This window comes from Herbaspirillum sp. (assembly GCF_017744395.1).
Lineage (GTDB): Bacteria > Pseudomonadota > Gammaproteobacteria > Burkholderiales > Burkholderiaceae_D > Herbaspirillum.
Map to the genome: position 1 here is coordinate 92467 of NZ_JAGIBI010000003.1, position 25610 is coordinate 118076.

General features: G+C 65.7%; 21 protein-coding genes. 20 read left to right on the forward strand and 1 reads right to left on the reverse strand.

Annotation, left to right across the window (positions count from 1 at the left end; all coding sequences use genetic code 11):
• The 16 genes from rsmH (at window position 1) to lpxC (ending at window position 19210) form a co-directional block, all read left to right on the forward strand.
• Window positions 1-975 carry a 16S rRNA (cytosine(1402)-N(4))-methyltransferase RsmH gene (gene rsmH, locus J7548_RS09230; RefSeq protein WP_290973586.1) on the forward strand — a complete coding sequence of 325 codons (975 nt, stop codon included), beginning with the start codon at window positions 1-3 and terminating at the stop codon, window positions 973-975.
• Window positions 972-1244, forward strand: coding sequence for a cell division protein FtsL (gene ftsL, locus J7548_RS09235; protein WP_290973588.1), 273 nt, complete (start codon window positions 972-974; stop codon window positions 1242-1244). Before rsmH ends, ftsL begins: the two co-directional genes overlap by 4 nt.
• Window positions 1241-3019, forward strand: a complete 1779-nt coding sequence (locus J7548_RS09240; protein ID WP_290973591.1) for a penicillin-binding protein 2 — start codon at window positions 1241-1243, stop codon at window positions 3017-3019. The genes ftsL and J7548_RS09240 overlap by 4 nt, the downstream gene beginning before the upstream one ends.
• On the forward strand, window positions 3019-4554 hold the full coding sequence (locus tag J7548_RS09245; protein WP_290973594.1) for a UDP-N-acetylmuramoyl-L-alanyl-D-glutamate--2,6-diaminopimelate ligase: 1536 nt from the start codon (window positions 3019-3021) through the stop codon (window positions 4552-4554). The genes J7548_RS09240 and J7548_RS09245 overlap by 1 nt, the downstream gene beginning before the upstream one ends.
• Window positions 4551-6014, forward strand: a complete 1464-nt coding sequence (murF, locus tag J7548_RS09250; protein WP_290973597.1) for a UDP-N-acetylmuramoyl-tripeptide--D-alanyl-D-alanine ligase — start codon at window positions 4551-4553, stop codon at window positions 6012-6014. Before J7548_RS09245 ends, murF begins: the two co-directional genes overlap by 4 nt.
• 1 nt (window position 6015) lies before the next feature.
• A complete protein-coding gene (mraY, locus tag J7548_RS09255; protein ID WP_290973600.1) occupies window positions 6016-7185 on the forward strand; it encodes a phospho-N-acetylmuramoyl-pentapeptide-transferase in 1170 nt (389 codons plus the stop codon).
• Window positions 7186-7280: 95 nt separating this feature from the next.
• On the forward strand, window positions 7281-9263 hold the full coding sequence (gene murD, locus J7548_RS09260) for a UDP-N-acetylmuramoyl-L-alanine--D-glutamate ligase (RefSeq protein ID WP_290973603.1): 1983 nt from the start codon (window positions 7281-7283) through the stop codon (window positions 9261-9263).
• Window positions 9260-10531, forward strand: coding sequence for a putative lipid II flippase FtsW (gene ftsW, locus J7548_RS09265; RefSeq protein ID WP_290973605.1), 1272 nt, complete (start codon window positions 9260-9262; stop codon window positions 10529-10531). Before murD ends, ftsW begins: the two co-directional genes overlap by 4 nt.
• Window positions 10528-11610, forward strand: a complete 1083-nt coding sequence (gene murG / locus J7548_RS09270; RefSeq protein ID WP_290973607.1) for an undecaprenyldiphospho-muramoylpentapeptide beta-N-acetylglucosaminyltransferase — start codon at window positions 10528-10530, stop codon at window positions 11608-11610. Before ftsW ends, murG begins: the two co-directional genes overlap by 4 nt.
• Window positions 11607-13028: a UDP-N-acetylmuramate--L-alanine ligase gene (gene murC / locus J7548_RS09275; RefSeq protein WP_290973610.1), complete on the forward strand. Its 1422-nt coding sequence runs from the start codon at window positions 11607-11609 to the stop codon at window positions 13026-13028. Before murG ends, murC begins: the two co-directional genes overlap by 4 nt.
• Window positions 13025-14026, forward strand: coding sequence for a D-alanine--D-alanine ligase (locus tag J7548_RS09280; protein ID WP_290973613.1), 1002 nt, complete (start codon window positions 13025-13027; stop codon window positions 14024-14026). The genes murC and J7548_RS09280 overlap by 4 nt, the downstream gene beginning before the upstream one ends.
• Before the next feature lie 19 nt (window positions 14027-14045).
• The gene (locus J7548_RS09285; protein ID WP_290973616.1) at window positions 14046-14816 is read left to right on the forward strand and encodes a cell division protein FtsQ/DivIB; all 771 of its coding nucleotides are present in this window, start codon (window positions 14046-14048) and stop codon (window positions 14814-14816) included.
• Window positions 14817-14826: 10 nt separating this feature from the next.
• Window positions 14827-16059: a cell division protein FtsA gene (ftsA, locus tag J7548_RS09290; protein WP_290973618.1), complete on the forward strand. Its 1233-nt coding sequence runs from the start codon at window positions 14827-14829 to the stop codon at window positions 16057-16059.
• 243 nt (window positions 16060-16302) lie between these two features.
• Window positions 16303-17490 (forward strand): cell division protein FtsZ, encoded by a 1188-nt coding sequence (gene ftsZ / locus J7548_RS09295; protein ID WP_290973620.1) that lies wholly within the window; start codon window positions 16303-16305, stop codon window positions 17488-17490.
• A 148-nt stretch (window positions 17491-17638) separates the two neighbouring features.
• A complete protein-coding gene (locus J7548_RS09300; RefSeq protein ID WP_290973623.1) occupies window positions 17639-18142 on the forward strand; it encodes a peroxiredoxin in 504 nt (167 codons plus the stop codon).
• 132 nt (window positions 18143-18274) lie between these two features.
• Complete coding sequence (lpxC, locus tag J7548_RS09305; RefSeq protein ID WP_290973626.1) at window positions 18275-19210, forward strand: UDP-3-O-acyl-N-acetylglucosamine deacetylase; 936 nt, start codon at window positions 18275-18277, stop codon at window positions 19208-19210.
• A gap of 126 nt (window positions 19211-19336) precedes the next feature.
• Here the strand turns inward: lpxC and J7548_RS09310 are convergent, their stop codons facing one another.
• Window positions 19337-19846 carry a DciA family protein gene (locus J7548_RS09310; RefSeq protein WP_290973629.1) on the reverse strand — a complete coding sequence of 170 codons (510 nt, stop codon included), beginning with the start codon at window positions 19844-19846 and terminating at the stop codon, window positions 19337-19339.
• Between the two features lie 75 nt (window positions 19847-19921).
• Here J7548_RS09310 and J7548_RS09315 point away from each other — a divergent pair, with 75 nt between their 5' ends.
• From J7548_RS09315 to J7548_RS09330, 4 genes are all read left to right on the forward strand, one after another.
• Complete coding sequence (locus tag J7548_RS09315; RefSeq protein WP_290973632.1) at window positions 19922-20899, forward strand: M23 family metallopeptidase; 978 nt, start codon at window positions 19922-19924, stop codon at window positions 20897-20899.
• A gap of 230 nt (window positions 20900-21129) precedes the next feature.
• Window positions 21130-23886, forward strand: a complete 2757-nt coding sequence (gene secA / locus J7548_RS09320; protein ID WP_290973635.1) for a preprotein translocase subunit SecA — start codon at window positions 21130-21132, stop codon at window positions 23884-23886.
• A 103-nt stretch (window positions 23887-23989) separates the two neighbouring features.
• The gene (locus tag J7548_RS09325) at window positions 23990-24808 is read left to right on the forward strand and encodes a DUF2272 domain-containing protein (RefSeq protein WP_290973638.1); all 819 of its coding nucleotides are present in this window, start codon (window positions 23990-23992) and stop codon (window positions 24806-24808) included.
• Window positions 24809-24818: 10 nt separating this feature from the next.
• Window positions 24819-25565: an SGNH/GDSL hydrolase family protein gene (locus tag J7548_RS09330; RefSeq protein WP_290973640.1), complete on the forward strand. Its 747-nt coding sequence runs from the start codon at window positions 24819-24821 to the stop codon at window positions 25563-25565.
• Window positions 25566-25610 lie beyond the last annotated feature (45 nt).

Genomic DNA, 25610 nt, shown 5'->3' on the forward strand with positions numbered 1-25610 from the left:
ATGACATTGCAACCGGTGCCCGAATTGCAGCACCGCACCGTGCTGTTGGAAGAGGCGGTCGAAGCGCTGGCCATCGAGGGCGAGCGCGCCGATGGCGTGTACCTGGACGGCACGTTCGGGCGCGGCGGCCACAGCCGGGCGATCCTGGCCAAGCTGGGGCCGCGCGGCAGGCTGATCGCATTTGACAAGGACCCGTTGGCCATCGCCACGGCGGAGAAGATCGCCGATCCTCGCTTCGAGATCGTGCACGACAGCTTCGCCACGCTGGACGAGGCGCTTGCCGCACGTGGCATCGCCAAGGTCGACGGGGTATTGATGGATTTGGGCATTTCGTCGCCGCAGGTGGATGACGCCGCGCGCGGCTTCAGTTTTCGCTTGGATGGCCCGCTGGACATGCGCATGGACACAACGCGCGGCATGTCGGCAGCGGATTGGCTGGCAACGGCGGACGAACAGCAGATTGCAAAGGTGATACGAGATTATGGGGAAGAACGGTTTGCTCTTCAGATTGCAAAGAAGATTGTTGCTGGCCGGGCAGTCGAGCCAATTTCAAGCACACGACAGCTTGCCGCGCTCGTGGCACAAGCCGTCAAAACCCGCGAGAAAGGCAAAGACCCGGCCACTCGTACCTTTCAAGCTGTACGGATTTTCGTCAATCAAGAGCTTGAAGAACTCGAAATAGGGCTGGAGAAGGCATTTCGGCAGATGGCGCAGCACGGGAGATTGGTTGTGATCAGCTTTCACTCGCTGGAAGATCGCATCGTCAAGCAGTTCATGGCATCCAAAGCCCATGCGCCGCAGCCTGACCGCCGCCTGCCGATCCGTGCGGCCGACCTGCCGCGCCCGGCGGCGCGCCTGCTGGGGCGGGTCAAGCCCAGCGACGCCGAAGTCGCCGCCAACCCGCGCGCGCGCTCGGCGGTGATGCGCAGCGTCGAACGCCTCATTCATTCCGATAGCACGGGAGCCCAGCCATGACCGGGCGCCTGTGCATCCTGCTGACCATCCTGCTGGTGGGGTGCGCCCTGTCCGTGGTCAGCGCCCAATACAAGGCGCGCAGCCTGTTCATCGAACTGGAGCGCTCGCAGACCGCCGCGCGCCAGCTCGACGTCGACTGGGCGCAACTGCAGCTGGACCAGTCCACGCTGGGCAAGAACGCCCGCATCGAAGAGCTGGCCCGGCGCGACCTCGGCATGGTGCCGCTGACCGCGGCCCGCACCCAATATCTCACCGTGGGGGGCAAATGACCCGCATGCCCCCGCGCACCAATCTCTCCGGCGGCCGCGTCGCGGCTTCCAAGGGGGTGGCGTTTTCTTCCAACCCGATCCTGCAGGTGAAGCTGCCGGCCTGGCGCTCGCGCTTCGTGCTGTTCGTGCTGTTCATCGCCTTCGCGGCGCTGGCGGCGCGCGCGCTGTGGCTGCAGGGCGTGTCGACCGATTTCCTGCAGAAGCAGGGGGCGTCGCGCTACGCGCGCACGCTGGAGCTGCCGGCCACGCGCGGCAAGATCACCGACCGCAACGGCCAGGTGCTGGCTTCGTCGGTGCCGGTCAAGGCGATCTGGGCCATTCCCGAAGACGTGCAGGCCGCGCCCAAGGAGAAGCTGCGCGAACTGGCCAAGCTGCTGGAGATGAGCGACGCCGACCTGCGCAAGAAGCTCGACTCCGACCGCAGCTTCGTCTACCTCAAGCGCCAGGTGGAGCAGGACATTTCCGACAAGATCGTCAAGCTCGGCATCCCCGGCATCGAAACCCGCAAGGAGTACAAGCGCTTCTATCCTGAAGGCGAGGTGATGGCGCACGTGGTCGGCTTCACCAACGTCGAAGATGCCGGCCAGGACGGCATGGAACTGGCCGCGCAGAAGACGCTGGCCGGCGTCACCGGCAGCCGCCGCGTGATCAAGGACCGCCTGGGCCGGGTGGTCGAGGATATCGGCTCGATCCGCGATCCGCACGACGGGCGCGACCTGACCCTGTCCATCGACAGCAAGATCCAGTACATCGCCTTCACCCAGTTGAAGGAAGCGGTCGACAAGTTCAAGGCCAAGGCCGGCGGCATCATCGTGGTCGATGCCAAGACTGGCGAGGTGCTGGCATTGGCCAACATGCCGACCTACAATCCAAATGACCGCTCGGTGCTGACCGGCGCGCAGCTGCGCAACCGCGTCGTCACCGACACCTTCGAGCCGGGCTCGACCCTGAAGCCGTTCACCGTGGCGCTGGCGCTGGACACCAAGCGCGTCACGCCCGCCACCGTGTTCCAGACCGCCCCCGGCAAGATGACCATCGGCACTGCGACCATCGGCGACTCGCATGCCCACGGTCCGCTGACGGTGGCGCAGATCATCGAGAAATCGTCCAACATCGGCACCGCCAAGATCGCGCTGCAAATGCCGCCGGAAGAGATGTGGACCATGTTCACCACGGTCGGCTTCGGCCAGCAGCCCAAGTACGGCTTCCCCGGCGCGGTGGCCGGCCGCGTGCGCCCCTACAAGTCGTGGCGCCCGATCGAGCAGGCCACGATGAGCTACGGCCACGGCATCTCGGTGTCGCTGATCCAGTTGGCGCACGCCTACCTGATCTTCGCCCGCAACGGCGACATCATTCCGCTGTCCTTCACCAAGGTGAACGATTCGCCGATCGGCCAGCGCGTGATTTCCGAAAACACCGCGCTGCAGATGCGCCGCATGCTGGAAACCGTGGTCGCCCCCGGCGGCACCGCGCCGCAGGCGCAGGTGCCGGGCTACCGCGTGGGCGGCAAGACCGGCACCGCCTACAAGATCGAAGGCGGCAAATATGTGCGCAAGTACGTGGCCTCGTTCTCCGGCATCGCGCCGATGTCGGATCCGCGCCTGATCATTTCCGTGATGATCGACGAGCCGCAGGGCCAGCACTACGGCGGCCCGGTGGCCGGCCCGGTGTTCGCCAGTGTGGCCGCCAACGCGCTGCGCGCGCTGAACGTGCCGCCGGATTCCAGCGTGACCAACATCATCATTCCCAAAGAACCGCTTGAGGAGAGCATGTAATGGCCCCGCGAGCGCTCAATATCAAGGACATCGCCGACTGGCTGCGCACCGACGCAGCCGTTGCCGCCGGTGCGCAACTGACCGCCGACTCGCGCCGGGTGGCGCCGGGCGACGTGTTCTTCGCCTATGTGGGTGATGCCGACGGCCGCTCTTATATAGAAGACGCCGTCGAGCGCGGCGCCGCCGCCGTGGTCTATGAGGCGGCCGGTTTCGCCTGGCCGGAGCATCTCGGCGTGCCGGGCCTGGCGGTCGACAATCTCAAGGCCTTGGCCGGCGACATCGCCGCCGACTGGTACGGCCGGCCGGACCAGGGCATGTTCACCGTGGCCGTGACCGGCACCAATGGCAAGACTTCCTGCGCTTACTGGCTGGGCTCCGCGCTGTCGCGCCTGCCCGGCGCGGGCCTGGCGGGCGTGGTCGGCACCCTGGGCGTGGGCACTTTCCTGGGCGGCCGCGCCCAGGCGTTCGACGTCACCGGCTACACCACGCCGGATGCCGTGCTGCTGCAACGCAATCTGGCCATCCTGGCCAAGGCCAAGGTCGGCGCGCTGGCCATCGAGGCTTCCTCGATCGGGCTGGAGCAGGGCCGCATGAACGGCATGCATGTCGACGTGGCGCTGTTTACCAATTTCACGCGCGACCATCTCGACTACCACGGCGACATGGTTTCCTATGAGGACGCCAAGCGCAAGTTGTTCGAATGGGATGGCTTGCAGCATGCGGTGATCAACCTCGACGACGCCATGGGCGTGCGCCTGCTGCCGCTGGTGCAGGGGCGCAAGGTGCCGGTGATTGGTTATGCGCTGGAAGACGAGGTCGATGCGCAGGCCGCCGGCATTCCCGCGCTGCGCGCCAGCAATATCCGCGGCAGCCATGCCGGCACCGTGTTCCAGGTCGATTCGCCGTTCGGCAGCGGCCAGGTCAAGACGCAACTGGTGGGGCGCTTCAATGTCAGCAATGTGCTGGGCATCATGGGCGTGCTGCTGGCCAAGGGCGTGGCCTGGGATGCCGTGGTGGCCGCCGCCGGCGCGCTGACCGCCGCGCCCGGCCGCATGCAGCAGTTCGGCGGACCGGACGTGCCGCTGATCGTGATCGACTACGCGCATACCCCTGATGCGCTCGACAAGACCCTGGCCACGCTGCGCCAAGTCGCCACCCAGCGCGGCGGCGAACTGTGGTGCGTGTTCGGCTGCGGTGGCGACCGCGATCCGGGCAAGCGTCCGCAGATGGGACAGATTTCCGAGCAGGCCGACCATGTGGTGCTGACCAGCGACAACCCGCGCAGCGAAGATCCGCAGGCCATCATCGCCCAGATTCGCGCCGGCATCAGCCGCATCGAACCGGTGATCCTGGAAGACCGCGCCGGCGCCATCCTGTGGGCGATCCGCCATGCCACCAAGGCCGATGTGGTCCTGCTGGCCGGCAAGGGCCATGAGGCCTACCAGGAAATCGCCGGCAAGAAGCTGCCCTTCCTCGACGCCGACCACGTCGCGCTGGCGCTGGCCGCGCGCTCGACCATGATGGGGGGCGCGTGATGCGGTTCGAATTCAAGCAATTGCTGGAATGGATCCGCGCCGCCGAAGCGGCGGCGTCGGCCCATACCGTGCCGACGGTCGCCAATGCGCCGGCCGGCGCGCTGGAACTCAACGATGTCGTCACCGACAGCCGCGCGGTCAAGCCCGGCAACGTGTTCGTCGCGCTGCGCGGCGAGCGTTTCGATGCGCATGATTTCCTTGACGCCGTGGCCGCGCAGGGCGCCGCCGCCGTAGTGGTCGAGCGCGTGCCGCAAGGCTTGGCCGTGCCCGCCATCGTGGTGCCGGATACCCGCGCCGCGCTGGGCCAGATCGCCCACGGCTGGCGCTCCTTGTATCAGGTGCCGGTGATCGGCGTGACCGGCAGCAACGGCAAGACCACGGTCAAGGAAATGATCGCGTCCATCCTCGCCGCCGCGTTCGGCGACGACGGCTATCTCGGCACGCGCGGCAACTTCAACAACGAAGTCGGCGTGCCGCTGACCTTGTTCCGCCTGCGGCCTTCGCATCAGGCAGCGGTGATCGAGATGGGCATGAACCATCCGGGCGAGATCGCTGTCTTGTCGCGCATCGCCGCGCCGACGCTGGGGCTGGTCAACAACGCCCAGCGCGAGCACCAGGAATTCATGGCCACCGTCGAGGCGGTGGCGCGCGAGAACGGCGCGGTGATCCGCCATCTGCCGGCCGACGGCGTGGCGGTGTTCCCGGCCGACGACGATTTCACGCCGCTATGGCGCGAGGAAGCCGGCGCCCGCCGCGTGCTGACCTTCGGCTTGAATGACGCGGCCGATGTCGGCGCCACCTACAAGCCCGGCGTTTTCGGCAGCACGCTGCAGGTGACGATCAAGGGCATCGCGGTGCCGCCGGCGCACTTCAAGGTGGAACTGGCCGCGGTAGGCGAACACAATGTGCGCAACGCGCTGGCCGCCGCCGCCTGCGCTTTGGGCGCGGGCATTCCGGTGGATGCCGTGGTGCGCGGGCTGGAAAGCTTCGCTCCGGTCAACGGCCGCCTGCAGCGCAAGGCCGCGAAAAGCGGCGCGCTGGTGATCGACGACACCTACAACGCCAATCCGGATTCGGTGCGCGCCGCCATCGATGTGCTGGCCGCCATCGACGGTCCGCGTGTGCTGGTGCTGGGCGACATGGGCGAGGTCGGCGACCAGGGGCCGCAGTTCCACCGCGAGATCGGCGCCTATGCGAAGAGCCGCGGCATCGCCCGCCTGTTCGGCCTGGGCGAACTGATGCGCCACGCGGTGCAGGCGTATCAGGAAACACCGGGCGAAGCGACGGCGCAGGCCGTCCACTTCGCCGATATCGACACGCTCAATGCAGCGGTCGAGCAAGCCGCTCCGCAAGGGGCGACCGTTTTGGTAAAAGGTTCACGCTTCATGAAGATGGAGCGAGTTGTACAGCATCTGGTCAACGTTGAATCCAACACGCAACATCAACAGGAGACCCACTGACATGCTGGTCTGGCTCGCTCAGAATTTTCAACAGGACTTCGGCTTCTTGCGCCTGTTCAGCTTCATCACCTTCCGCGCGGTGTTCGCCACGCTGACCGCCTTGTTGATCGGCATGATCGCCGGCCCGGCGGTGATCCGCATGCTCACGCGCATGAAGGTCGGCCAGGCGGTGCGCACCGACGGCCCGCAGACCCACCTGATCAAGTCCGGCACCCCGACCATGGGTGGCGTGCTGATCCTGATCGGCATCGGCATCTCGACCCTGCTGTGGGCCGACCTGTCCAACCGCTTCGTCTGGATCGTGCTGATCGTCACGCTCGGCTTCGGCGCCATCGGCTGGGTCGACGACTACCGCAAGGTGGTCTACCGCGACCCGCAAGGCATGCGCTCGCGCGAAAAGTATTTCTGGCAGTCGCTGATCGGGCTGGTGGCGGCGTTCTACCTGGCCTTCTCGGTGTCCGAAGTGAGCAACATGAAGGTGCTCGACCTGTTCGTGGCCTGGGTGCAGTCCGGCTTCAGCCTCGACCTGCCGCCCAAGGCCGACCTGATCGTGCCGTTCTTCAAGAGCGTGAGCTATCCGCTGGGCGTGTGGGGCTTCATCGCGCTGACCTATTTCGTCATCGTCGGCACCAGCAACGCGGTCAACCTGACCGACGGCCTGGACGGCCTGGCCATCATGCCGACCGTGCTGGTGGGCGCCGCGCTGGGCCTGTTCGCCTACCTGACCGGCAGCGCCAACTACGCCAAATACCTGTTCATCCCGCACATCCCCGGCGCCGGCGAACTGCTGATCTTCTGCGGCGCCATGGGCGGCGCGGGCCTGGCCTTCCTCTGGTACAACGCCTACCCGGCGCAGGTGTTCATGGGCGACGTCGGCGCGCTGGCGCTGGGCGGCGCGCTGGGCACCATCGCCGTGATCGTGCGCCAGGAGATCGTGCTGTTCATCATGGGCGGCATCTTCGTGGTGGAAACGCTGTCGGTGATGATCCAGGTGGCCTATTTCAAATACACGAAGAAGCGTTTCGGCACCGGCCGCCGCGTATTGCTGATGGCGCCGCTGCACCATCACTACGAACAGAAGGGCTGGAAGGAAACCCAGGTGGTGGTGCGGTTCTGGATCATCACCATGATGCTGGTGCTGGTGGGCCTGTCGACGTTGAAACTGCGTTGACCGGAACGAAAATGGAAAGCACGGCGCCCCTCGCAAGCGATGCAAGGCGGCGCCCTTGGCAGTTTGAAGCAAGTAATGGAAGTGAGTTTTAACGGATGAATTACTCGGGCAAACACGTACTGGTGCTCGGACTCGGCGAGTCCGGCCTGGCAATGGCGCGGTGGCTGGTCTACTGCGGCGCCGGCGTGCGCGTGGCCGATACGCGCGGCGAGGCGGCATTGGCCGAGCGCCTGGCCGCCCTGCGCGCCGACGCGCCCGATGCCCAGGCCGTGCTGGGCCGTCCCTTGTCGCCCGAACTGCTGGACGGCGTGGATTTCGTCGCCGTCAGTCCCGGCCTGGCGCCGGACGGCGAACTGGCGCCGCTGATGCCGGCCATCGCCGAGCGCGGCCTGCCGCTGTGGGGCGAGATCGAATTGTTCGCCCAGGCGCTGGCCGCCTTGCGCGAAGAAACCCTCTACAAGCCCAAGGTGCTGGCTGTGACCGGCACCAACGGCAAGACCACCGTCACCAGCCTGACCGGCATGCTGTGCCAGCGCGCCGGCCTGTCGGTGCGGGTGGCGGGCAATATCAGCCCGGCCGCGCTGGACGTGCTGCGCGAAGCGGTGATCAAGGACAAGGTGTTCCTGGCCGAACTGGCCGAGCAGGATGCCATCGCCGCCGCCCAGGCGGCCGCCGAAGCCGAGGCGCAAGCCGCGCACCAGGCCGAGCTGGCGGCGCAGGAAGCGGCCGAGGCAGCCAAGCGCAAGCAGGCCGAGGCGCGTATCGAAGAAGCGGCAGCCAGCGCCGCGGTATCGGCGTCGGCTCCGGAAACGGGCGCGCCCGAAGCCGGCGATGCGCAAGCGGACGGCCAGCCGCAGGAGCCGCAGGAGCCGCAAGAACCGCAACAAGCGCTTGAAGCCGCCGCCGGCGAAACTGCCCATGCGGAAGAGCCCGCGGACGCCGCACCGCAGGGCGATGCCGCCGGCAATGCAGCCGAAGCGATGAACCTGGACGACTTCATGGCCGTCTCGCGCACCGCCGACGAGGACGCGCTGGCCGAAGTGCCGCCGCCTCCGCCGCCGGAGCCGACCTATCGCGGCTCGATGCCGCAGGCCTGGGTGCTGGAGCTGTCCAGCTTCCAGCTGCACACCACGTACAGCCTGCAGGCCGATGCGGCCACCGTGCTCAACGTCACGCAAGACCATCTCGACTGGCACGGCAGCATGCAGGCCTATGCCGCCGACAAGGCGCGCATTTTCGGCGAGCACACCGTGCGCGTGCTCAACCGCGACGATGCGACGGTGATGCAGATGGCATCGGCCGCCGCGCCGGTTTCCTCGTTCGGGCTGGACGAGCCGTCCGCGCCGGACAGCTTCGGCCTGATCAACGACAACGGCATGCTGTGGCTGGCCAATGCCTTCGTGCATGAGGACGACGAGCAGCCCGAGGGCAAGCGCCGCCGCAAGCAAAAGGAACTGGTGCCGCCGCCGGTGACGGTCAAGCGCCTGATGCCGGCCGACGCGCTCAAGATCCGCGGCGCGCACAATGCGATGAACGCGCTGGCCGCGCTGGCCCTGTGCCGCGCCATCGACTTGCCGATGGCGCCGCTGCTGCACGGCTTGCGCGACTACGCGGGCGAACCGCACCGCGTGGAGCTGGTGGCGGTGGTGCAGGAGGTCGAGTACTACGACGACAGCAAGGGCACCAATGTCGGCGCCACGGTGGCGGCCCTGAACGGGCTGGGCCTGGGCGGCCGTCCCAACCGCATCCTGCTGATCGCCGGCGGCGACGGCAAGGGGCAGGATTTCTCGCCGCTGGCGCTGCCGGTGGAAAAATACGGCCGCGCCGTGTTCCTGATCGGGCGCGACGGCCCGGCCGTGCGCGCCGCGTTGGCCAATACCGGCGTCGAGCTGGTCGATTGCGCGACCCTGGAAGAGGCCGTGCAGAAGGCGGGCGACATGGCGCGCGCGGGCGAGATCGTCCTGCTGTCGCCGGCTTGCGCCAGCCTGGACATGTTCCGCAACTACGCGCATCGCGCCGAAGTCTTTGTGGACTCGGTGCGCGAACTGGCGCTGTCGCGCGGCGAGGTGATCGCATGAAGCTCGGACTGTCGTCACTGCGTGGATGGCTGGGCAGCGACAAAGACGCCGCGCCGGCCGCCGCTGGCCGCCTCAAAGGCGGTGTGGGCGGACGCAGCGGCTACGGCGGCGTCGGCTTCGAACAGCGTTCGCGCATGATGGAATACGACCAGCCGCTGATCTGGGTGGTGCTGCTGCTGATGCTGTTCGGCATGGTGATGGTGTACTCGGCGTCGGTGGCATTGCCGGATTCGCCCAAGTACGCCTCTTATTCGAACTATCACTTCCTGATGCGCCAGGCGATCTTCATCGTACTCTCCATCGTCGCCGGCGCGCTGGCGTTCCGCGTGCGCATCGAAGACTGGCAGAAGTGGGCGCCGTACCTGTTCGCCGGCACGCTGATCCTGCTGGTGCTGGTGCTGGTCCCGGGCGTGGGCAAGGGCGTCAACGGCGCCAAGCGCTGGCTGTCGCTGAAGGTCATCAACCTGCAGCCCTCCGAACTGATGAAGTTGTTCATCGTGTTGTACGCGGCCGACTACACGGTGCGCAAGCAGGCGGTGATGCACAAGCTGGTCAAGGGTTTCGTGCCGATGGCCGCCGCCGTCGGTTTCGTCGGCCTGTTATTGTTGTTGGAGCCCGACCTGGGCGCATTCGGCGTGATCGTCTGCATCGCCATGGGCATCCTGTTCCTGGGCGGCATCAACGGCATCTGGTTCGGCGGCATCAGCGCCATGCTGGGCGGCGTGTTCACCCTGGTGATCGTGATGTCGCCGTGGCGGCGCGAGCGTATCTTCGCCTACCTCAATCCGTGGGAAGAGGAAAACGCGCTGGGCAAGGCCTACCAGTTGTCGCACTCGCTGATCGCCTTCGGCCGCGGCGAGCTGTTCGGCGTGGGCCTGGGCAGCAGCGTGGAGAAATTGCATTACCTGCCGGAAGCGCATACCGACTTCCTGCTGGCGGTGATCGGCGAGGAGCTGGGTTTCGCCGGCGTGCTGGTGGTGGTGCTGCTGTTCTACTGGCTGGTCAAGCACGCCTTCGAAATCGGCCGCCAGGCCATCGCGCTGGACCTGACCTTCGCCGGCCTGGTGGCCAAGGGCATCGGCATCTGGCTGGGCGTGCAGGCTTTCATCAACATGGGCGTGAACCTCGGCCTGCTGCCGACCAAGGGCCTGACGCTGCCGCTGATAAGCTATGGCGGATCGGGCGTGCTGCTGAACTGCGTCGGCCTGGCGATCCTGCTGCGCATCGATTACGAAAACCGCGTGCTGATGCGGGGAGGGCGGCTATGAGCGCACCCCGTAAATTGCTGATCATGGCGGCCGGCACCGGCGGCCATATCTTCCCCGGCCTGGCGATCGCCGACACCATGCGCGCGCGCGGCTGGCAGGTGAGCTGGCTGGGCACCTCGCACGGCATGGAGTGCGACCTGGTGCCGCGCCATGGCGTGGAAATGGACACCATCGTGTTCGCCGGCCTGCGCGGCAAGGGCCTGATGCATACGGTCAAGGGCGTGTGGCGCATGGCGGCCAGCTTCTTCCGTTGCTTCGCCATCCTCGGCCGCCGCCGTCCGGACGTGGTGCTGGGCATGGGCGGTTATGTGACGGTGCCGGGCGGCGCCATGGCGCGCCTGCGCGGCAAGCCTTTGGTGCTGGTCAATGCCGATGCGGCGCTGCTGCTGTCCAACAAGACATTGACGCCGCTGGCCGACCGCGTGCTGTTCGGTTTCCCGGCCGACTTCGGCCGTGCCGCCGGCAAGGCCGAGGTCACCGGCAATCCGGTGCGCAAGGAAATCGTGGCGCTGCCGTTGCCGGCTGAACGTTATGCCGGCCACAGCGGTCCGCTGAAGATACTGGTGGTGGGCGGCAGCCTGGGCGCCAAGGTGTTGAACGACAACGTGCCGGCCGCGCTGGCCAAGTTGCCGCCGGAACAGCGTCCGCAGGTCACGCACCAGTCGGGCAAGCAGCATATCGCCGCGTTGCGCGCCGCGTATGAGCAGGCCGGCGTGCAGGCCGAAGTGGTCGACTTCATCGACGACATGCCGCGCCGCTATGCCGAGGCCGACCTGGTGATCTGCCGCGCCGGCGCGATCACGGTGTCGGAACTGACGGCGGCGGGCGTGGCGAGCGTGCTGGTGCCGCTGGCGGTGTCGACCACCTCGCACCAGATCGACAACGCCAAATGGATGGCGCAAAACAAGGCGGCGATTCACCTGCCGCAACGCGAACTCAGCGCCGACGCGCTGGCGGGTTTGCTGCAGAAACTGGACCGCGCTGCATGCCAGGCAATGGCGCAGGCGGCATACGAACAAGGCCGGCGCGACGCCAATGAGGCGATCGCGCATGTGCTGGAAGGACTGGTAACACCATGAAGCATCGCGTCAAGAATATCCACTTCGTCGGCATCGGCGGCTCCGGCATGTCGGGCATCGCCGAAGTCATGCTCAATCTCGGCTACGGCGTGTCCGGCTCCGATCTGGGCAGCAATGCCGCGACCCAGCGCCTGGCGCAGCTGGGCGCTTGCATCCGCTACGGCCACGCGGCCGAGAACATCGATGGCGCCGACGCCATCGTCACCTCCACCGCCGTCAAGGGCGACAACCCGGAAGTGCTGGCGGCGCGCAAGAAACATATCCCCATCGTGCCGCGCGCGGTGATGCTGGGCGAACTGATGCGCCTGAAGAAGGGCATCGCGATCGCCGGCACCCACGGCAAGACCACCACTACCTCGCTGGTGGCCAGCGTGCTGGCGCAGGGCGGGCTGGACCCGACCTTCGTGATCGGCGGCCGCCTGACTTCGGCCGGCGCCAACGCCAAGCTGGGCACCGGCGAATTCATCGTGGCCGAGGCCGACGAGTCGGATGCCTCGTTCCTGAACCTGACGCCGGTGATCGAGGTGATCACCAACATCGACGCCGACCACATGGAGACCTACAACCATGATTTCGCGCGCCTGAAGCAGGCCTTCGTCGAGTTCACCCAGCGCCTGCCGTTCTACGGCGTGGCGGTGCTGTGCCTGGATGACCCGCATGTGCGCGAGATCATGCCGATGGTGTCCAAGCCCATCCTCACCTACGGCTTCCATGAAGACGCCGACGTGCGCGCCACCGACGCCCAGGCGGTCGACGGCAAGATGGTGTTCACGGTGCAGCAGGACGGCTACGCGCCGATGCAGGTGAGCCTGAACCAGCCCGGCATGCACAACGTGCAGAACGCCTGCGCGGCGATTGCCATCGCGCGCGAGCTGGACGTGGACGACGCCGCCACGCAAAAGGCGCTGACCGAATTCAACGGCGTCGGCCGCCGCTTCACCCGCTACGGCGAGGTGCCGCTGGTCGATGCCGAGGGCAAGCCGGCCGGCAGTTTCACGCTGGTCGACGATTACGGCCACCACCCGGTCGAAACCGCGGCGACGATTGCCGCCGCCCGCGGCGCGTATCCGGGCCGCCGCCTGGTGCTGGCGTTCCAGCCGCACCGCTACACCCGTACGCGCGACCTGTTCGAAGATTTCGTCAAGGTGCTGTCGCAGCCGGACGTGCTGGTGCTGGCCGAGGTGTATTCCGCCGGAGAGTCGCCGATCGTGGCCGCCGACGGCCGTTCGCTGGCGCACGCGCTGCGCGCGGCCGGCAAGGTCGAGCCGGTGTTCGTGGACGACATCGCCGACATGCCCGAGACCATCCGCAACGTGGTGCGCGACGGCGACGTGGTGATGACCATGGGCGCCGGCTCGATTTCCGCCGTACCCGGCCGCCTGGTGGCGGCCACTGAAAAGAATGAGGCAAGCGCATGATAGCCCAGGCCACCATCAAGAGTTTCGGTCGCGTCGGCGTGCTGTTCGGCGGCCGTTCGGCCGAGCGCGAAGTATCGAAGATGTCCGGCAGCGGTGTGTTGCAGGCCTTGCGCAGCAAGGGCGTGGACGCGCATCCGTTCGATCCGGCCGAGCGCAGCCTGGGCGAGCTGGAAGCGGAAAAGTTCGACCGCGTCTTCATCGCGCTGCATGGCCGCTACGGCGAGGACGGCACGATCCAGGGCGCGCTGGAGCAGATGGGCCTGCCCTATACCGGCCCCGGCGTGATGGCCTCGGCCATCGCCATGGACAAGGTGATGACCAAGCGCATCTGGCTGGGCCACGGCTTGCCGACGCCGCGTTTCGCCGTGCTGGACAAGGACACCCCGCGCGAAGTGTTGCGCACCGTGCCCGATGACCTGGGCCTGCCGCTGATGCTGAAGGCGCCGCACGAAGGCTCGACCATCGGTATCGCCAAGGTCAACGGCTATTCCGACATGCAGTCGGGCTTCGAGATGTGCGCCAAATACGACGCAGTGGTGCTGGCCGAGGAATTCATCCGCGGGCGCGAACTGACGGTGCCGGTGATCGGCACCGGCAGCGCGGCGCGCGCCCTGCCGGTGATCGAGATCCGCGCGCCGGAAGGCAACTACGACTACCAGCACAAGTACTTCACCGACGACACCAAGTACCTGTGCCCGGCGCCGCTGGACGAAGCACTGACGCGCCGCGTGCAGGAACTGGCGGTGCAGGCTTTCCACGCGCTCGGTTGCCGCGGCTGGAGCCGGGTCGACTTCATGCTGCGGGAGAAGGATGGGCAGTCCGAGCCGTACCTGCTGGAAATCAATACCTCGCCCGGCATGACCGGCCACTCGCTGGTGCCGATGGCGGCCAAGGCGATCGGCCTGAGCTATGAGGATTTGTGTTGCGAGATTTTGCAGTCGGCGGCGCTCGATATGAAGCCTTCGAAGGACTGGACGCCGCAGGCGGGCCAATCTTGATGGTGGAGCGCGCGCGGTAATGTGGCAAGACGTGAAGATGCTCAATGCGGCCAGCAACACGCTGCTGGCGCTGGTGGTGCTGGCCCTGCTGGCGTCGGGCCTGTGGTGGGTGGCGCAGCGGCCGATGTTTACGCTGCACACCATCCGCATCGAGAGCGCCGGCGAGTTGCCGTTGGAGAAGGTGAATGCGTTGACGGTAAGGGCCACGGCGGTGCCGCGGATCCACGGCAACTTCTTCACCACCGACCTGTCGGCGGTGCGCGCGGCTTTCGAGGCGGTGCCGTGGGTGCGTCGCGCGATGGTGCGGCGCGAATGGCCGGACCGGCTGGTGGTGAAGGTAGAGGAACATAAGGCCCTGGGTACCTGGGGCGAGGATGGCAAGTTGCTGTCGCAGAAAGGCGATGTGTTTACCGCCAACCTGGCCGAAGCAGAGGATGACGGCGACTTGCTGGAGTTCGAAGGGCCGGTAGGCAGCGAGAAGCAGGTGGTGGCGCGGCTGGCGCAGTTCCGCCAGTGGTTCGCGCCGCTCAAGCTGGCGCCGGAGTCGCTGGTGCTGTCGAACCGCTATGCGTGGACGGTGCGGCTGGATAACGGCATGACGGTAGAGCTGGGGCGCGACCAGGGCGAGGCGGTGCTGAAGGAACGCATCGACCGGCTGGTGGCGGTGTACCCGCAGCTGATGGAACGGTTGCAGGGCAAGATTGAAAGCGTCGACATGCGCTACCCGAACGGGATGGCGCTCAAGGCGGATGGAATGGTGCTGGCGGCACTGAACGGAAAGAAAAAATAAGCGGAACGATATGACAAAAGACGCAAAGAACTTGATCGTCGGTCTCGACATCGGCACATCGAAAGTGGTGGCGGTGGTGGCCGAGGTGCTGGCCGACGGCCGGCACGAAGTGATCGGCCTGGGCCAGTCCGAATCCAAGGGGCTGAAGAAGGGCGTGGTCGTCAATATCGAAGCCACGGTCGAGTCCATCCAGCGCGCGCTTGAAGAGGCCGAACTAATGGCCGACTGCAAGATCAGAAATGTCTATACCGGCATCGCCGGCAGCCATATCCGCAGCTTCAATTCGAGCGGCATGGTGGCGATCAAGGACAAGGAAGTGACGGCGGCCGACGTCTCGCGCGTGATCGAGACCGCCAAGGCGGTCAACATCCCGACCGACCAGCAGTTGCTGCATACGGTGCCGCAGGAATTCATCGTCGACAGCCAGGAAGACGTGCGCGAGCCGATCGGCATGAGCGGCATCCGCCTGGAAGTGAAAGTGCATATCGTGACCGGCGCGGTCTCTGCGGTGCAGAACATCGTCAAGTGCGTGCGCCGCTGCGGCCTGGAAGTGTCGGACCTGATCCTGCAGCCGATGGCCTCGGCCGACGCCGTGCTGACCACCGACGAGCGCGAGCTGGGCGTGGTGCTGGTCGACATCGGCGGCGGCACCACCGACGTGGCGGTGTTCACCGAAGGCGCGATCCGCCACACCGCCGTGATCCCGATCGCCGGCGACCAGATCACCAACGACATCGCGATGGCGCTGCGCACGCCGACGCTGGAAGCCGAGGAAATCAAATTGCGCTACGGCGTGGCCAAGCAAATCCTGGCCGATCCGACCGAGACGCTGGAAGTGCCCGGCCTGGGCGACCGCAACCCGCGCACCCTGTCGCGCCAGGCGCTGGCGGCGGTGATCGAGCCGCGCGTGGAAGAGCTGTTCGCGCTGGTGCACCAGGTGGTGCGCGAGTCGGGTTACGAAGAAGTGCTGTCCTCGGGCATCGTGCTCACCGGCGGTTCGGCAATGATGCCGGGCATGACCGAGCTGGCCGAAGACATCTTCCTGAAACCGGCGCGCCTGGGCACGCCGGAATACAGCGGCCAGCTGGCCGACGTGGTGCGCAGCCCGCGCTACTCGACCGTGCTGGGTCTGCTGCAGGAAGCCAAGAAGCAATACCTGCGCGGCTACATCGTGACGCGCCAGGAAGGTTCGGTGAAGGCGGTATGGCAGCGCATGAAGGAATGGTTCCTCGGTAACTTCTGAAGTGTGTTGCCGAAGGTGATTCAGGATGTAAAAGGTTTGGCGGCAAATGGTTTTTGACAGCAAAGTCAACGGCAGTAGGGTTTGGGAAGTTTAGTTTTCATCGCAGTATCGGTATTTGTTTTTTGGTTTTGGATTTGCAGTATCAATTGATTGGACGGATGTGCAGTGTTCAGTTGCTAGTCGTCACACCGCGTGATGCCTATCAACTGCCTGCTGCAGACATACATATTTAAAGGAGTCATCATGGAAATCGATATGGTCGACAATGCGACGCTGGGCACGATCATCAAGGTCGTCGGCGTCGGCGGCGCAGGCGGCAACGCTGTGCAGCATATGATCAACAAGGGGGTGTCGGGCGTCGAGTTCATCGCCGCCAACACCGACGCGCAGGCGCTCAAGCAGTCCAAGGCGCACAACGTCATCCAGATCGGCGACACCGGCCTGGGCGCAGGCATGCAGCCCGACGTCGGCCGCCGCCTGGCGGAAGAAACCCGCTCGCGCATCGAAGATGCGTTGCGCGGCGCGCACATGGTGTTCATCGCCGCCGGCATGGGCGGCGGCACCGGCACCGGCGCCGCTCCCGTGGTGGCGCAGGTGGCCAAGCAGCAGGGCGCGCTGACCGTTGCGGTGGTCTCCAAGCCGTTCTCGTACGAAGGCCAGAAGTGCATGGACATCGCCGACGCCGGCCTGGAAGAGCTGTCCCAGCACGTCGACTCGCTGATCATCATCCTCAATGAAAAGCTGGAAGAGATCTACGAGGACGACAGCATGATCGAATGGCTGTCGCACGCCGACGACGTGTTGAACAACGCCGTTGCCGGTATCGCCGAGATCATCAACGTGCCGGGTCACATCAACGTCGACTTCAACGACGTCAAGACCATCATGGGCGAGCAGGGCAAGGCCATGATGGGCACCGCGACCGCTTCCGGCGTCGATCGCGCGCGCGTGGCGGCCGAGCAGGCCGTGGCCTCGCCGCTGCTGGACGGCATCGACCTGTCCGGCGCGCGCGGCGTGCTGGTCAACGTGACCGCCAGCCGCAGCCTGAAGGGTAAGGAAATCAAGGAAGTGATGGCGACCGTGCGCGCTTTCGCGGCCGCCGACGCATCGATCGCCCAGGGTATCGCCTACGACGACACGATGGGCGACGAGATCCGCGTGACCGTGGTGGCGACCGGCCTGGGCCGTGCACGCAAGACGGTGCAACTGGTGCAGACCCCGGTGCTGCGTACCGGTACCCACAACGAGCCGATGATGGCCGGCACCGGCACCATGATGCAAGGCGCCGCGCAGCCTGCGGCCACCTTCGGCGGCCTGAAGGCGCCGGCCGTGTGGCGCCGCGAGTCGGCTTCCGACACCGTGCGCGCGCTGGAGAAGAACGGCATGGAAACCTACGACATTCCGGCTTTCCTGCGCAAGCAGGCGGACTGATCGCCGGTTGACCTGCTTGGCCGGGTTGTTTGATTTCCAGCAGCCCGGTCGGTAACAGGGCATACTAACGCCGCGCCCCGAGCGCGGCGTTTTTTCGCCCGCACGGGCCACTCAGTCACACAGATTTACAACCAGACAAGGAAACATCATGACCATCAAGATCGGCGACCGCCTGCCGGAAGGCAACCTGGCTGAATTCATCGAGACCGAAACCGAAGGCTGCTCGCTCGGCCCCAACACCTTCAAGGTGTCGGACCTGGTCAAGGGCAAGAAGATCGCGCTGTTCGCGCTGCCCGGCGCATTCACCCCGACCTGTTCGGCCAAGCACGTGCCGGGCTACATCGCCCACGCCGCGCAGTTCAAGGCCAAGGGCATCGACGAGATCTGGTGCCTGTCGGTCAACGACCCGTTCGTCATGGGCGCCTGGGGCCGCGAGCAGAAGGCCACCGGCATCGTGCGCATGCTGGGCGACGGCAGCGCCACCTTCACCAAGGCGCTGGGCATGGTGTTCGACCTGACCGAGAAGGGCATGGGCATCCGCTCGCAGCGCTACTCGATGCTGATCGAGGACGGCGTGGTCAAGCAACTGAACCTGGAAGCGCCGGGCAAGTTCGAAGTCTCGAACGCCGAAACCCTGCTGGGCCAGCTGTAAGAACCCCGGCCCGGCCGTCCCCGCTTTTGCGGAAGCGGCCGGGCCTTGCTCGATGGAAAAAGTCGCGTTCCGCTGACCCGGATTTGCAACACCCGGCGGCCTGGCATCCCCTGCCTTGGCTATAATGGCTGGATGTTGAAACAGCGCACAATCAAGAACCTGGTCCAGACCGTCGGCGTCGGACTGCACTCCGGCACCAAGGTCGAGCTGACCCTGCGTCCGGCCGCGCCGGACACCGGCATCATCTTCCGCCGCATCGACCTCGACCCGGTGGTCGAGCTGCCGATGATCGCCACCGGCGTGGGCGATACGCGCATGGCGTCGACCCTGACCAAGGACGGCGCCAAGGTTTCCACCGTCGAACACTTGCTGTCGGCCTGCGCCGGCCTCGGCATCGACAACCTCTATATCGACCTGACCGCGGAAGAAATCCCGATCATGGACGGGTCGGCTTCCTCCTTCGTGTTCCTGCTGCAGCAGGCCGGCTTGCAGGAGCAGAACGCCGCCAAGAAATTCATCCGCGTGAAAAAGCCGGTCGAAGTGCGCGAAGGCACCGGCGACAAGGAAAAATGGGCGCGCCTGGAACCTTACAACGGCTTCCGCCTGAAGTTCTTCATCGAGTTCAACCACCCCGCGGTGGACGGCACCGGCCAGGTGGCCGAGGTCGACTTCGGCAGCGATTCGTACGTGAAGGAAATCGCCCGCGCGCGCACCTTCGGCTTCATGCAGGACGTGGAAACCCTGCGCGGCATGGGCCTGGCGCGCGGCGGCTCGTTCGAGAACGCGATCGTGATGGACGAGTATCGCATCCTCAACGCCGACGGCCTGCGCTACGACAACGAATTCGTGCGCCACAAGATCCTGGACGCCATCGGCGACCTCTACATCATCGGCCATCCGCTGCTGGCCAGCTACGACGCGCACAAGTCCGGCCACGGCCTGAACAACCTGTTGCTGCGCGAGCTGCTGAAGCAGCCCGACGCGTATGAGGTGGTCACCTTCGATTCGCTGGAGGACGCGCCGCAGACTTACGTGATGCAGGCCAAGCAGGAATGGGCGCTGAACTGAACGCGCCATGAGAAACGCCCCGATACATCGGGGCGTTTGTCTTTTCAGGCGTAAATTTTTTACGGAAACAAGGGCACCCGCTTTTGCCGCGCGGAAAATAAGCCTGCTTTCCCTTCCCTGTTTCGCTTATGCGCGTCCCTGGCGACGCCGTATCATGGCGTCGATGGCATCCTTCAGGCCCTGGCTGCGCGGGTCGTCCGATAGCGTACTGCTGAGTTCGGCAAAGGAGGACAAGGCGTTGTCCGTCAGTTCGACCACCCGTTTGGGAGCGGGCGGCGGGGCGATCTTGCCAACTTGCACTTTGATACGGATTGAATTAACCTGCCATCCGTCCTTTTGCAAGCGGTCTTGCAGCCTGGGGAGCTGTTGTTTGAGCCGGGCCGCCAATGCAGCATTGGGCGCGCTCATCACCAGCACGCCGGCTTCGAAGTGCAGGATCTCGCACGCGGCGAACATCGCGGGCAACCCGGCGGCGACTGCCTTTTGCAGCGTGGCCATGCGCGACAGGGCGGGCAGCAGCGCCGCCATCGCCGAATTCGACCGCAGGAAATCCGAGGCTCCCTTCGTGCTCTTCGCCATGCGTTGGGCGCTCGTGGGAGCCGGCCGATAAGGGGTGAAAGTGGATGCGTACTTCATCTTGAAACCTTATCACATCCGCCCATCAGGCGGCTGGAGTCTGGAGGCCTGTTGAACAGGTTCCAAGGAGCAAAGATGCAAATTATCCTGTTGCACCCCCGTTTCACCCGGGCCCGTTCCGTCACGCTGGGGTCCAAACACCTGTTGTTCATCCTGGTTCTGTTGCTGGGCGTCATTGCCGGCTGCTCGGCACTGCTCTCCTATCTCATGCTGCGCCATGCGGCCAACCCCGATGCCTCGCCCATGTTCCACAAGCTGGCCGTCTCGATGAGCCAGCAGGAAGACGATCGTAAAGAGAAATACCTCAAGGAAAACCTGGCCATGATGGCCGTCAAGGTCGGCGAGATGCAGGCCCAGATGATGCGCCTGGATGCGTTGGGCGAGCGGGTGCAAGGCCTGGCCGGCATCCGTCCCGAGGAATTCAACTTCAAGGAATTGCCCGGCCGCGGCGGCGCCGAAGTCTCCAGCATCGCCGGCCCCGGCCGCGAGGTCGGCATGGATGAGCTGCGCCGGATGCTCGATTCGCTGGCTGACGGCGCCGGCCATCGCATCGACTACCTGAACGCGGTCGAATCGACGCTGATGGGCGACAAGATCAAGTCGCGCCTGCTGCCGACCAACCAGCCGGTCAACGTGGCCTATAACTCGTCGAGCTTCGGCTGGCGCCTGGACCCCTTCAGCGGCCACAACGCCTTCCATGAAGGCCTGGATTTCCCGGCGCCGGTCGGCACCCGGATCGTGGCGGCGGCGGCCGGCGTGGTGATTGCCTCGGAGTATCATTATCAGTTCGGCAACATGCTGGAAATCGACCACGGCAACAACATCATCACGCGCTACGCCCATGCCTCGCAGCTTTATGTGAAGGTGGGCGACATCGTCAAGCGCGGCCAGCACGTGGCCGACGTCGGCTCCACCGGCCGCTCGACCGGCGCCCACCTGCATTTCGAGGTGCGTATCCGGGGCATCGCCCAGGATCCGCGCAAGTTCCTGGCGCTGGGCGCCACCGGCGGCAACCAGCCCAAGCAGATGCCGGTATTCGTGGCCGGCCGATGAGCGGTTTTTGCTCCATCGTCCCGTAAAACCCGCCTTTGGGCGGGTTTTTCTATTGAATCTTTGCAATCGGGCCCGATCTACAGGCGATGCGACCGGCCGGCATGCCGGGAAAGCCATCGCCACGGGGGCCGCATGCTAAAATCAGCGGTTTATTATTGGGCGTTCTATCGGCCGGGTGCCAAACGTCTGTCTGCCGGATCTTTCTATCGGCGCTTTTATAGAATCCAAGCATGTCATTCCTGACCAAGATTTTCGGCAGCCGCAACCAGCGGTTGCTCAAACAATATCAAAAAATCGTCCGCCAGATTAACGCGCTGGAACCGTCGATCGAGAAGCTGACGGATGCCGAACTCCAAGCCAAGACGCCCGAATTCAAGCAACGCATCGCCAACGGCGAGACGCTCGACGCGATCCTGCCGGAAGCCTTCGCGGTTTGCCGCGAAGCCAGCCGCCGCGTGTTCAAGATGCGCCACTTCGACGTCCAGCTGATGGGCGGCATGGCGCTGCACTTCGGCAAGATCGCCGAAATGCGCACCGGCGAAGGCAAGACCCTGATGGCGACGCTGCCGGCCTACCTCAATGCACTGGCCGGCAAGGGCGTGCACGTGGTCACCGTCAACGATTACCTGGCCCAGCGCGACGCCGACGACATGGGCCGTCTGTACGGCTGGCTGGGTCTGACCACCGGCGTGAACCTGTCGCAGATGGACCATGACGTCAAGCAGCAGGCCTACGCCGCCGACATCACCTACGGCACCAACAACGAATTCGGCTTCGACTACCTGCGCGACAACATGGTGTTCGACGCCGCGGACCGCGTGCAGCGCGGCCTGAATTTCGCCATCGTCGACGAAGTGGACTCGATCCTGATCGACGAGGCGCGCACGCCGCTGATCATTTCCGGCCAGGCCGAGAACCACACCGAGCTGTACCACAAGATCAACGCGGTGCCGCCGCTGCTGACGCTGCAGATCGGCGAAGAGACGCCGGACGGCAAGGGCAAGATCGAAGTCCCGGGCGACTACACCAAGGACGAGAAGAGCCACCAGGTGCTGCTGACCGAAGCCGGCCACGACAAGGCCGAGCAGATCCTGACCCAGATGGGCCTGCTGCCGGAAGGCGCCTCGCTGTACGACGCCGCCAACATCACCCTGATCCACCACCTGTACGCCGCGCTGCGCGCGCACACGCTGTACCACAAGGACCAGCACTACGTGGTGCAGAACGGCGAAGTCACCATCGTCGACGAATTCACCGGCCGCCTGATGACCGGCCGCCGCTGGTCCGACGGCCTGCACCAGGCGGTGGAAGCCAAGGAAGGCGTGAAGATCCAGAACGAGAACCAGACCCTGGCCTCGATCACCTTCCAGAACTACTTCCGCATGTACGCCAAGCTGGCCGGCATGACCGGCACGGCCGACACCGAAGCCTACGAATTCCAGGAGATCTACCACCTGGAAACCGTGGTGATCCCGCCCAACCGCCCGAACGCGCGCAAGGACCGCCAGGACCAGGTCTACAAGACCGCGCAGGAGAAGTACCAGGCGATGCTGAAAGACATCCAGGATTGCTACGACCGCGGCCAGCCGGTGCTGGTGGGCACCACCTCGATCGAGAACTCGGAACTGCTGTCGGGCATCCTGAACAAGGCCAAGCTGCCGCACAACGTGTTGAATGCCAAGCAGCACGCGCGCGAAGCGGAGATCGTGGCCCAGGCCGGCCGTCCCAAGATGATCACCATCGCCACCAACATGGCCGGCCGCGGCACCGACATCGTGCTGGGCGGCAATGTGGACAAGCAGGTGCAACTGATCGAAGCCGACGCCGCGTTGTCGGACGCCGACAAGGCGGCCAAGGCACAGCAACTGCGCGACGAATGGCAATCGCTGCACGACCACGTGGTCAACGCCGGCGGCCTGCACATCATCGGCACCGAGCGCCACGAGTCGCGCCGCGTCGACAACCAGCTGCGCGGCCGTTCGGCGCGCCAGGGCGACCCGGGTTCCTCGCGTTTCTACCTGTCGCTGGACGATGCGCTGCTGCGCATCTTCGCCGGCGACCGCGTGCGCGCCATCATGGACCGCCTGAAGATGCCGGAAGGCGAGCCGATCGAAGCGGGCATCGTGACCCGTTCGATCGAGTCGGCCCAGCGCAAGGTCGAAGCGCGCAACTTCGACATCCGCAAGCAACTGCTCGAATACGACGACGTCGCCAACGACCAGCGCAAGGTGATCTACCAGCAGCGCAACGAGCTGCTGGAGTCAGCCGACATGGCCGAGATGATCGCCTCGCTGCGCGAAGGCGTGTTCACCGACGTGTTCCGCCAGTACGTGCCGGCCGAGTCGATGGAAGAGCAGTGGGACATCCCCGGCCTGCAGGCCGCGCTGAAGAACGAATGGCAGCTCGACGTGCCGCTCGAGGCGATGCTGGAAGCCGAACCCGACCTGTCGGACGACGATCTGCTGGAGCGCGTGCTCAACGCCGCCCGCGACACCTACGACGCCAAGGTCGCCGTAGTTGGCACCGAAGCCTTCGCCGGCTTCGAGCGCAGCGTCATGCTGCAGAGCATCGACAACCACTGGCGCGAACACCTGGCGGCGCTGGACCACCTGCGCCAGGGCATCCACCTGCGCGGCTACGCGCAGAAGAACCCGAAGCAGGAATACAAGCGCGAAGCCTTTGAACTGTTCGCCCAGATGCTGGACCTGATCAAGAACGAAGTGATCAAGGTCGTGATGACCGTGCGCATCCAGAGCCGCGAAGAGATCGAAGCCGCCGAGGAAAGCCTGGCCGACGGCGTGGCGCTGGAGAACGTGCATTACCAGCATGCCGACTTCAATCCCGACGCCGCGCCCGAAGAGTTGATGGCGCCGACCGCCGCCAGCGAATCGGCGCCCGCCTCGGAATACCCCAAGGTCGGCCGCAACGATCCCTGCCCATGCGGCAGCGGCAAGAAGTACAAGCAGTGCCACGGCAAGCTGGCCTGATCCAGCCGCCGCGAAAGCAAGCGTAAAGGCCGTTCACCATCGCCGTGGTGAGCGGCCTTTTCCATTCCCGATTCGACGAACCAGGCTATCGGAGAACAATAAGATGCCAGCCGCCAAATTTCCCCTGAAGTCTTCCGCGATATGCGTTGCCGTATTGGCGGCGACGCTGCTGGACGGTTGCGCCTCCAGCCCGATGCCGGCCTGGCGCGAGCCCGCCGACGCCGGCTATGCGCCGGTGCGCCCGGCGCCGGCTGAACCGGTCGAGTCCGCCACGATTCCCGTGCCGCCGGTGACCATCAGCACCGAAGCGCCGACCCGCGCGGCGCTGGTGGCGGCGGCCAAGGGCGAGTGGGATTTCTTCGGCAACCAGCAGATCGACATGCGCGGCGAAACCCTGAGCGCGCCGCGCCTGGGTTTGCTGGAAGACGAGGGCGAAGCGGTGCAGCGCGTGGCCCAGTACTGGCACGCGGTCGGCAAGAACCTGACCGGCGCCGATTGCCAGCAGCCCTGGTCGGCCGCGTTCATCTCCTGGCTGATGGTGACGACCAATGTGGCGCCGCAGGATTTCGCCCCGGACGAAACCCATTTCAACTACCTGAGTTTCCTCAAGCAGCGCGAGTCGCGCCCGTCGCCGCAGTTCGTGCTGCGCCCGGCCGCCAGCGAACCGATCGCGCCGGGCGACCTGATCTGCGCCCCGCGCGGCAACAACACCGCCGCCACGCTCGACGATATCCAGCCCGGCCTGGCGGGGCATTGCGACATGGTGGTGGAAGTGCACGCGGATGAAGGCTGGGCCGGGGCGATCGGCGGCAATGTGTTCAATTCGGTGTCTGAATCGCTGATCCCGGTAGACGGGCAGGGCCGCGCGCTGCAGATTGCCCAGCGGCCGTGGCTGGTGGTGGTCAAGAACCTGCTGCCGTGAGGAGTGCCGCTTGTTGATCCTCGCCAAGATTCTGCTCGGGCCCGTATTGCTGGCCCAGGCCAAATGGCTGCGCAAGACGGCGCTGCGCCTGCCCGAAGCCGAGGGCCCGCGCAGCGGCCTGGAAGCGCCCGACATGCCGCCGGCAGCCTCGGCGGAACCGCTGCGGTTGCTGGTGGTGGGCGACTCTTCGGCCGCCGGCGTCGGCGTCGACCATCAGGAGCGCGCGCTGGCCTTGCCGCTGGCGCGCCATCTGGCGCAACGCAGCGGGCGCACGGTGCAGTGGCAGTTGCTGGCAAAGAGCGGCGTCAATTCGCTGGAAGCGCTGGAGCTGCTGGCGCAGCACGAGATCGGCCCGGCCGCCGTACTGGTGGTGGCGCTGGGCACCAACGACGTCACCTCGCAGATGCCGCCGCGGCGCTACATCGCCAACCTCAGGTTGCTGGTGGAGCGCCTGATGGCGCAGGCCGGCGTCGAGAACATCGTGTTCACCGGCCTGCCGCCGCTGCACACGCTGCCGGCCGCGCCGCAGCCGCTGCGCTGGTATCTCGGCCGCTACGCCCGCAAGCTGGACCGCGCGCTGCGCGCTTGGATCGCGCAGGATCGGATGTTGCGATATTGCTCACTGCAATGGGCGCTGCCGCATGAGATGGCGATCGACAAGTTCCATCCCGGCCCCGGCCAGTACGCCCAATGGGCGCGCATGACGGCCGAGATCATCGAGGGTGAGTTCATTCGGATGTCATCAGGCCGGGACTGATTTTGTTTAAAATACGCGTTCCGCATTTTTAGCTGAAAGCACGCC

Excerpts from the sequence above, each read along its gene's own strand:
- rsmH (WP_290973586.1), top strand. The coding sequence starts at position 1 with ATGACATTGCAACCGGTGCCCGAATTGCAGCACCGCACCGTGCTGTTG.
- ftsL (WP_290973588.1), top strand. The coding sequence starts at position 972 with ATGACCGGGCGCCTGTGCATCCTGCTGACCATCCTGCTGGTGGGGTGC.
- J7548_RS09240 (WP_290973591.1), top strand. The coding sequence starts at position 1,241 with ATGACCCGCATGCCCCCGCGCACCAATCTCTCCGGCGGCCGCGTCGCG.
- J7548_RS09245 (WP_290973594.1), top strand. The coding sequence starts at position 3,019 with ATGGCCCCGCGAGCGCTCAATATCAAGGACATCGCCGACTGGCTGCGC.
- mraY (WP_290973600.1), top strand. The coding sequence starts at position 6,016 with ATGCTGGTCTGGCTCGCTCAGAATTTTCAACAGGACTTCGGCTTCTTG.
- murD (WP_290973603.1), top strand. The coding sequence starts at position 7,281 with ATGAATTACTCGGGCAAACACGTACTGGTGCTCGGACTCGGCGAGTCC.
- ftsW (WP_290973605.1), top strand. The coding sequence starts at position 9,260 with ATGAAGCTCGGACTGTCGTCACTGCGTGGATGGCTGGGCAGCGACAAA.
- murG (WP_290973607.1), top strand. The coding sequence starts at position 10,528 with ATGAGCGCACCCCGTAAATTGCTGATCATGGCGGCCGGCACCGGCGGC.
- murC (WP_290973610.1), top strand. The coding sequence starts at position 11,607 with ATGAAGCATCGCGTCAAGAATATCCACTTCGTCGGCATCGGCGGCTCC.
- J7548_RS09280 (WP_290973613.1), top strand. The coding sequence starts at position 13,025 with ATGATAGCCCAGGCCACCATCAAGAGTTTCGGTCGCGTCGGCGTGCTG.
- J7548_RS09285 (WP_290973616.1), top strand. The coding sequence starts at position 14,046 with ATGTGGCAAGACGTGAAGATGCTCAATGCGGCCAGCAACACGCTGCTG.
- ftsA (WP_290973618.1), top strand. The coding sequence starts at position 14,827 with ATGACAAAAGACGCAAAGAACTTGATCGTCGGTCTCGACATCGGCACA.
- ftsZ (WP_290973620.1), top strand. The coding sequence starts at position 16,303 with ATGGAAATCGATATGGTCGACAATGCGACGCTGGGCACGATCATCAAG.
- J7548_RS09300 (WP_290973623.1), top strand. The coding sequence starts at position 17,639 with ATGACCATCAAGATCGGCGACCGCCTGCCGGAAGGCAACCTGGCTGAA.
- lpxC (WP_290973626.1), top strand. The coding sequence starts at position 18,275 with ATGTTGAAACAGCGCACAATCAAGAACCTGGTCCAGACCGTCGGCGTC.
- J7548_RS09310 (WP_290973629.1), bottom strand. The coding sequence starts at position 19,846 with ATGAAGTACGCATCCACTTTCACCCCTTATCGGCCGGCTCCCACGAGC.
- J7548_RS09315 (WP_290973632.1), top strand. The coding sequence starts at position 19,922 with ATGCAAATTATCCTGTTGCACCCCCGTTTCACCCGGGCCCGTTCCGTC.
- secA (WP_290973635.1), top strand. The coding sequence starts at position 21,130 with ATGTCATTCCTGACCAAGATTTTCGGCAGCCGCAACCAGCGGTTGCTC.
- J7548_RS09325 (WP_290973638.1), top strand. The coding sequence starts at position 23,990 with ATGCCAGCCGCCAAATTTCCCCTGAAGTCTTCCGCGATATGCGTTGCC.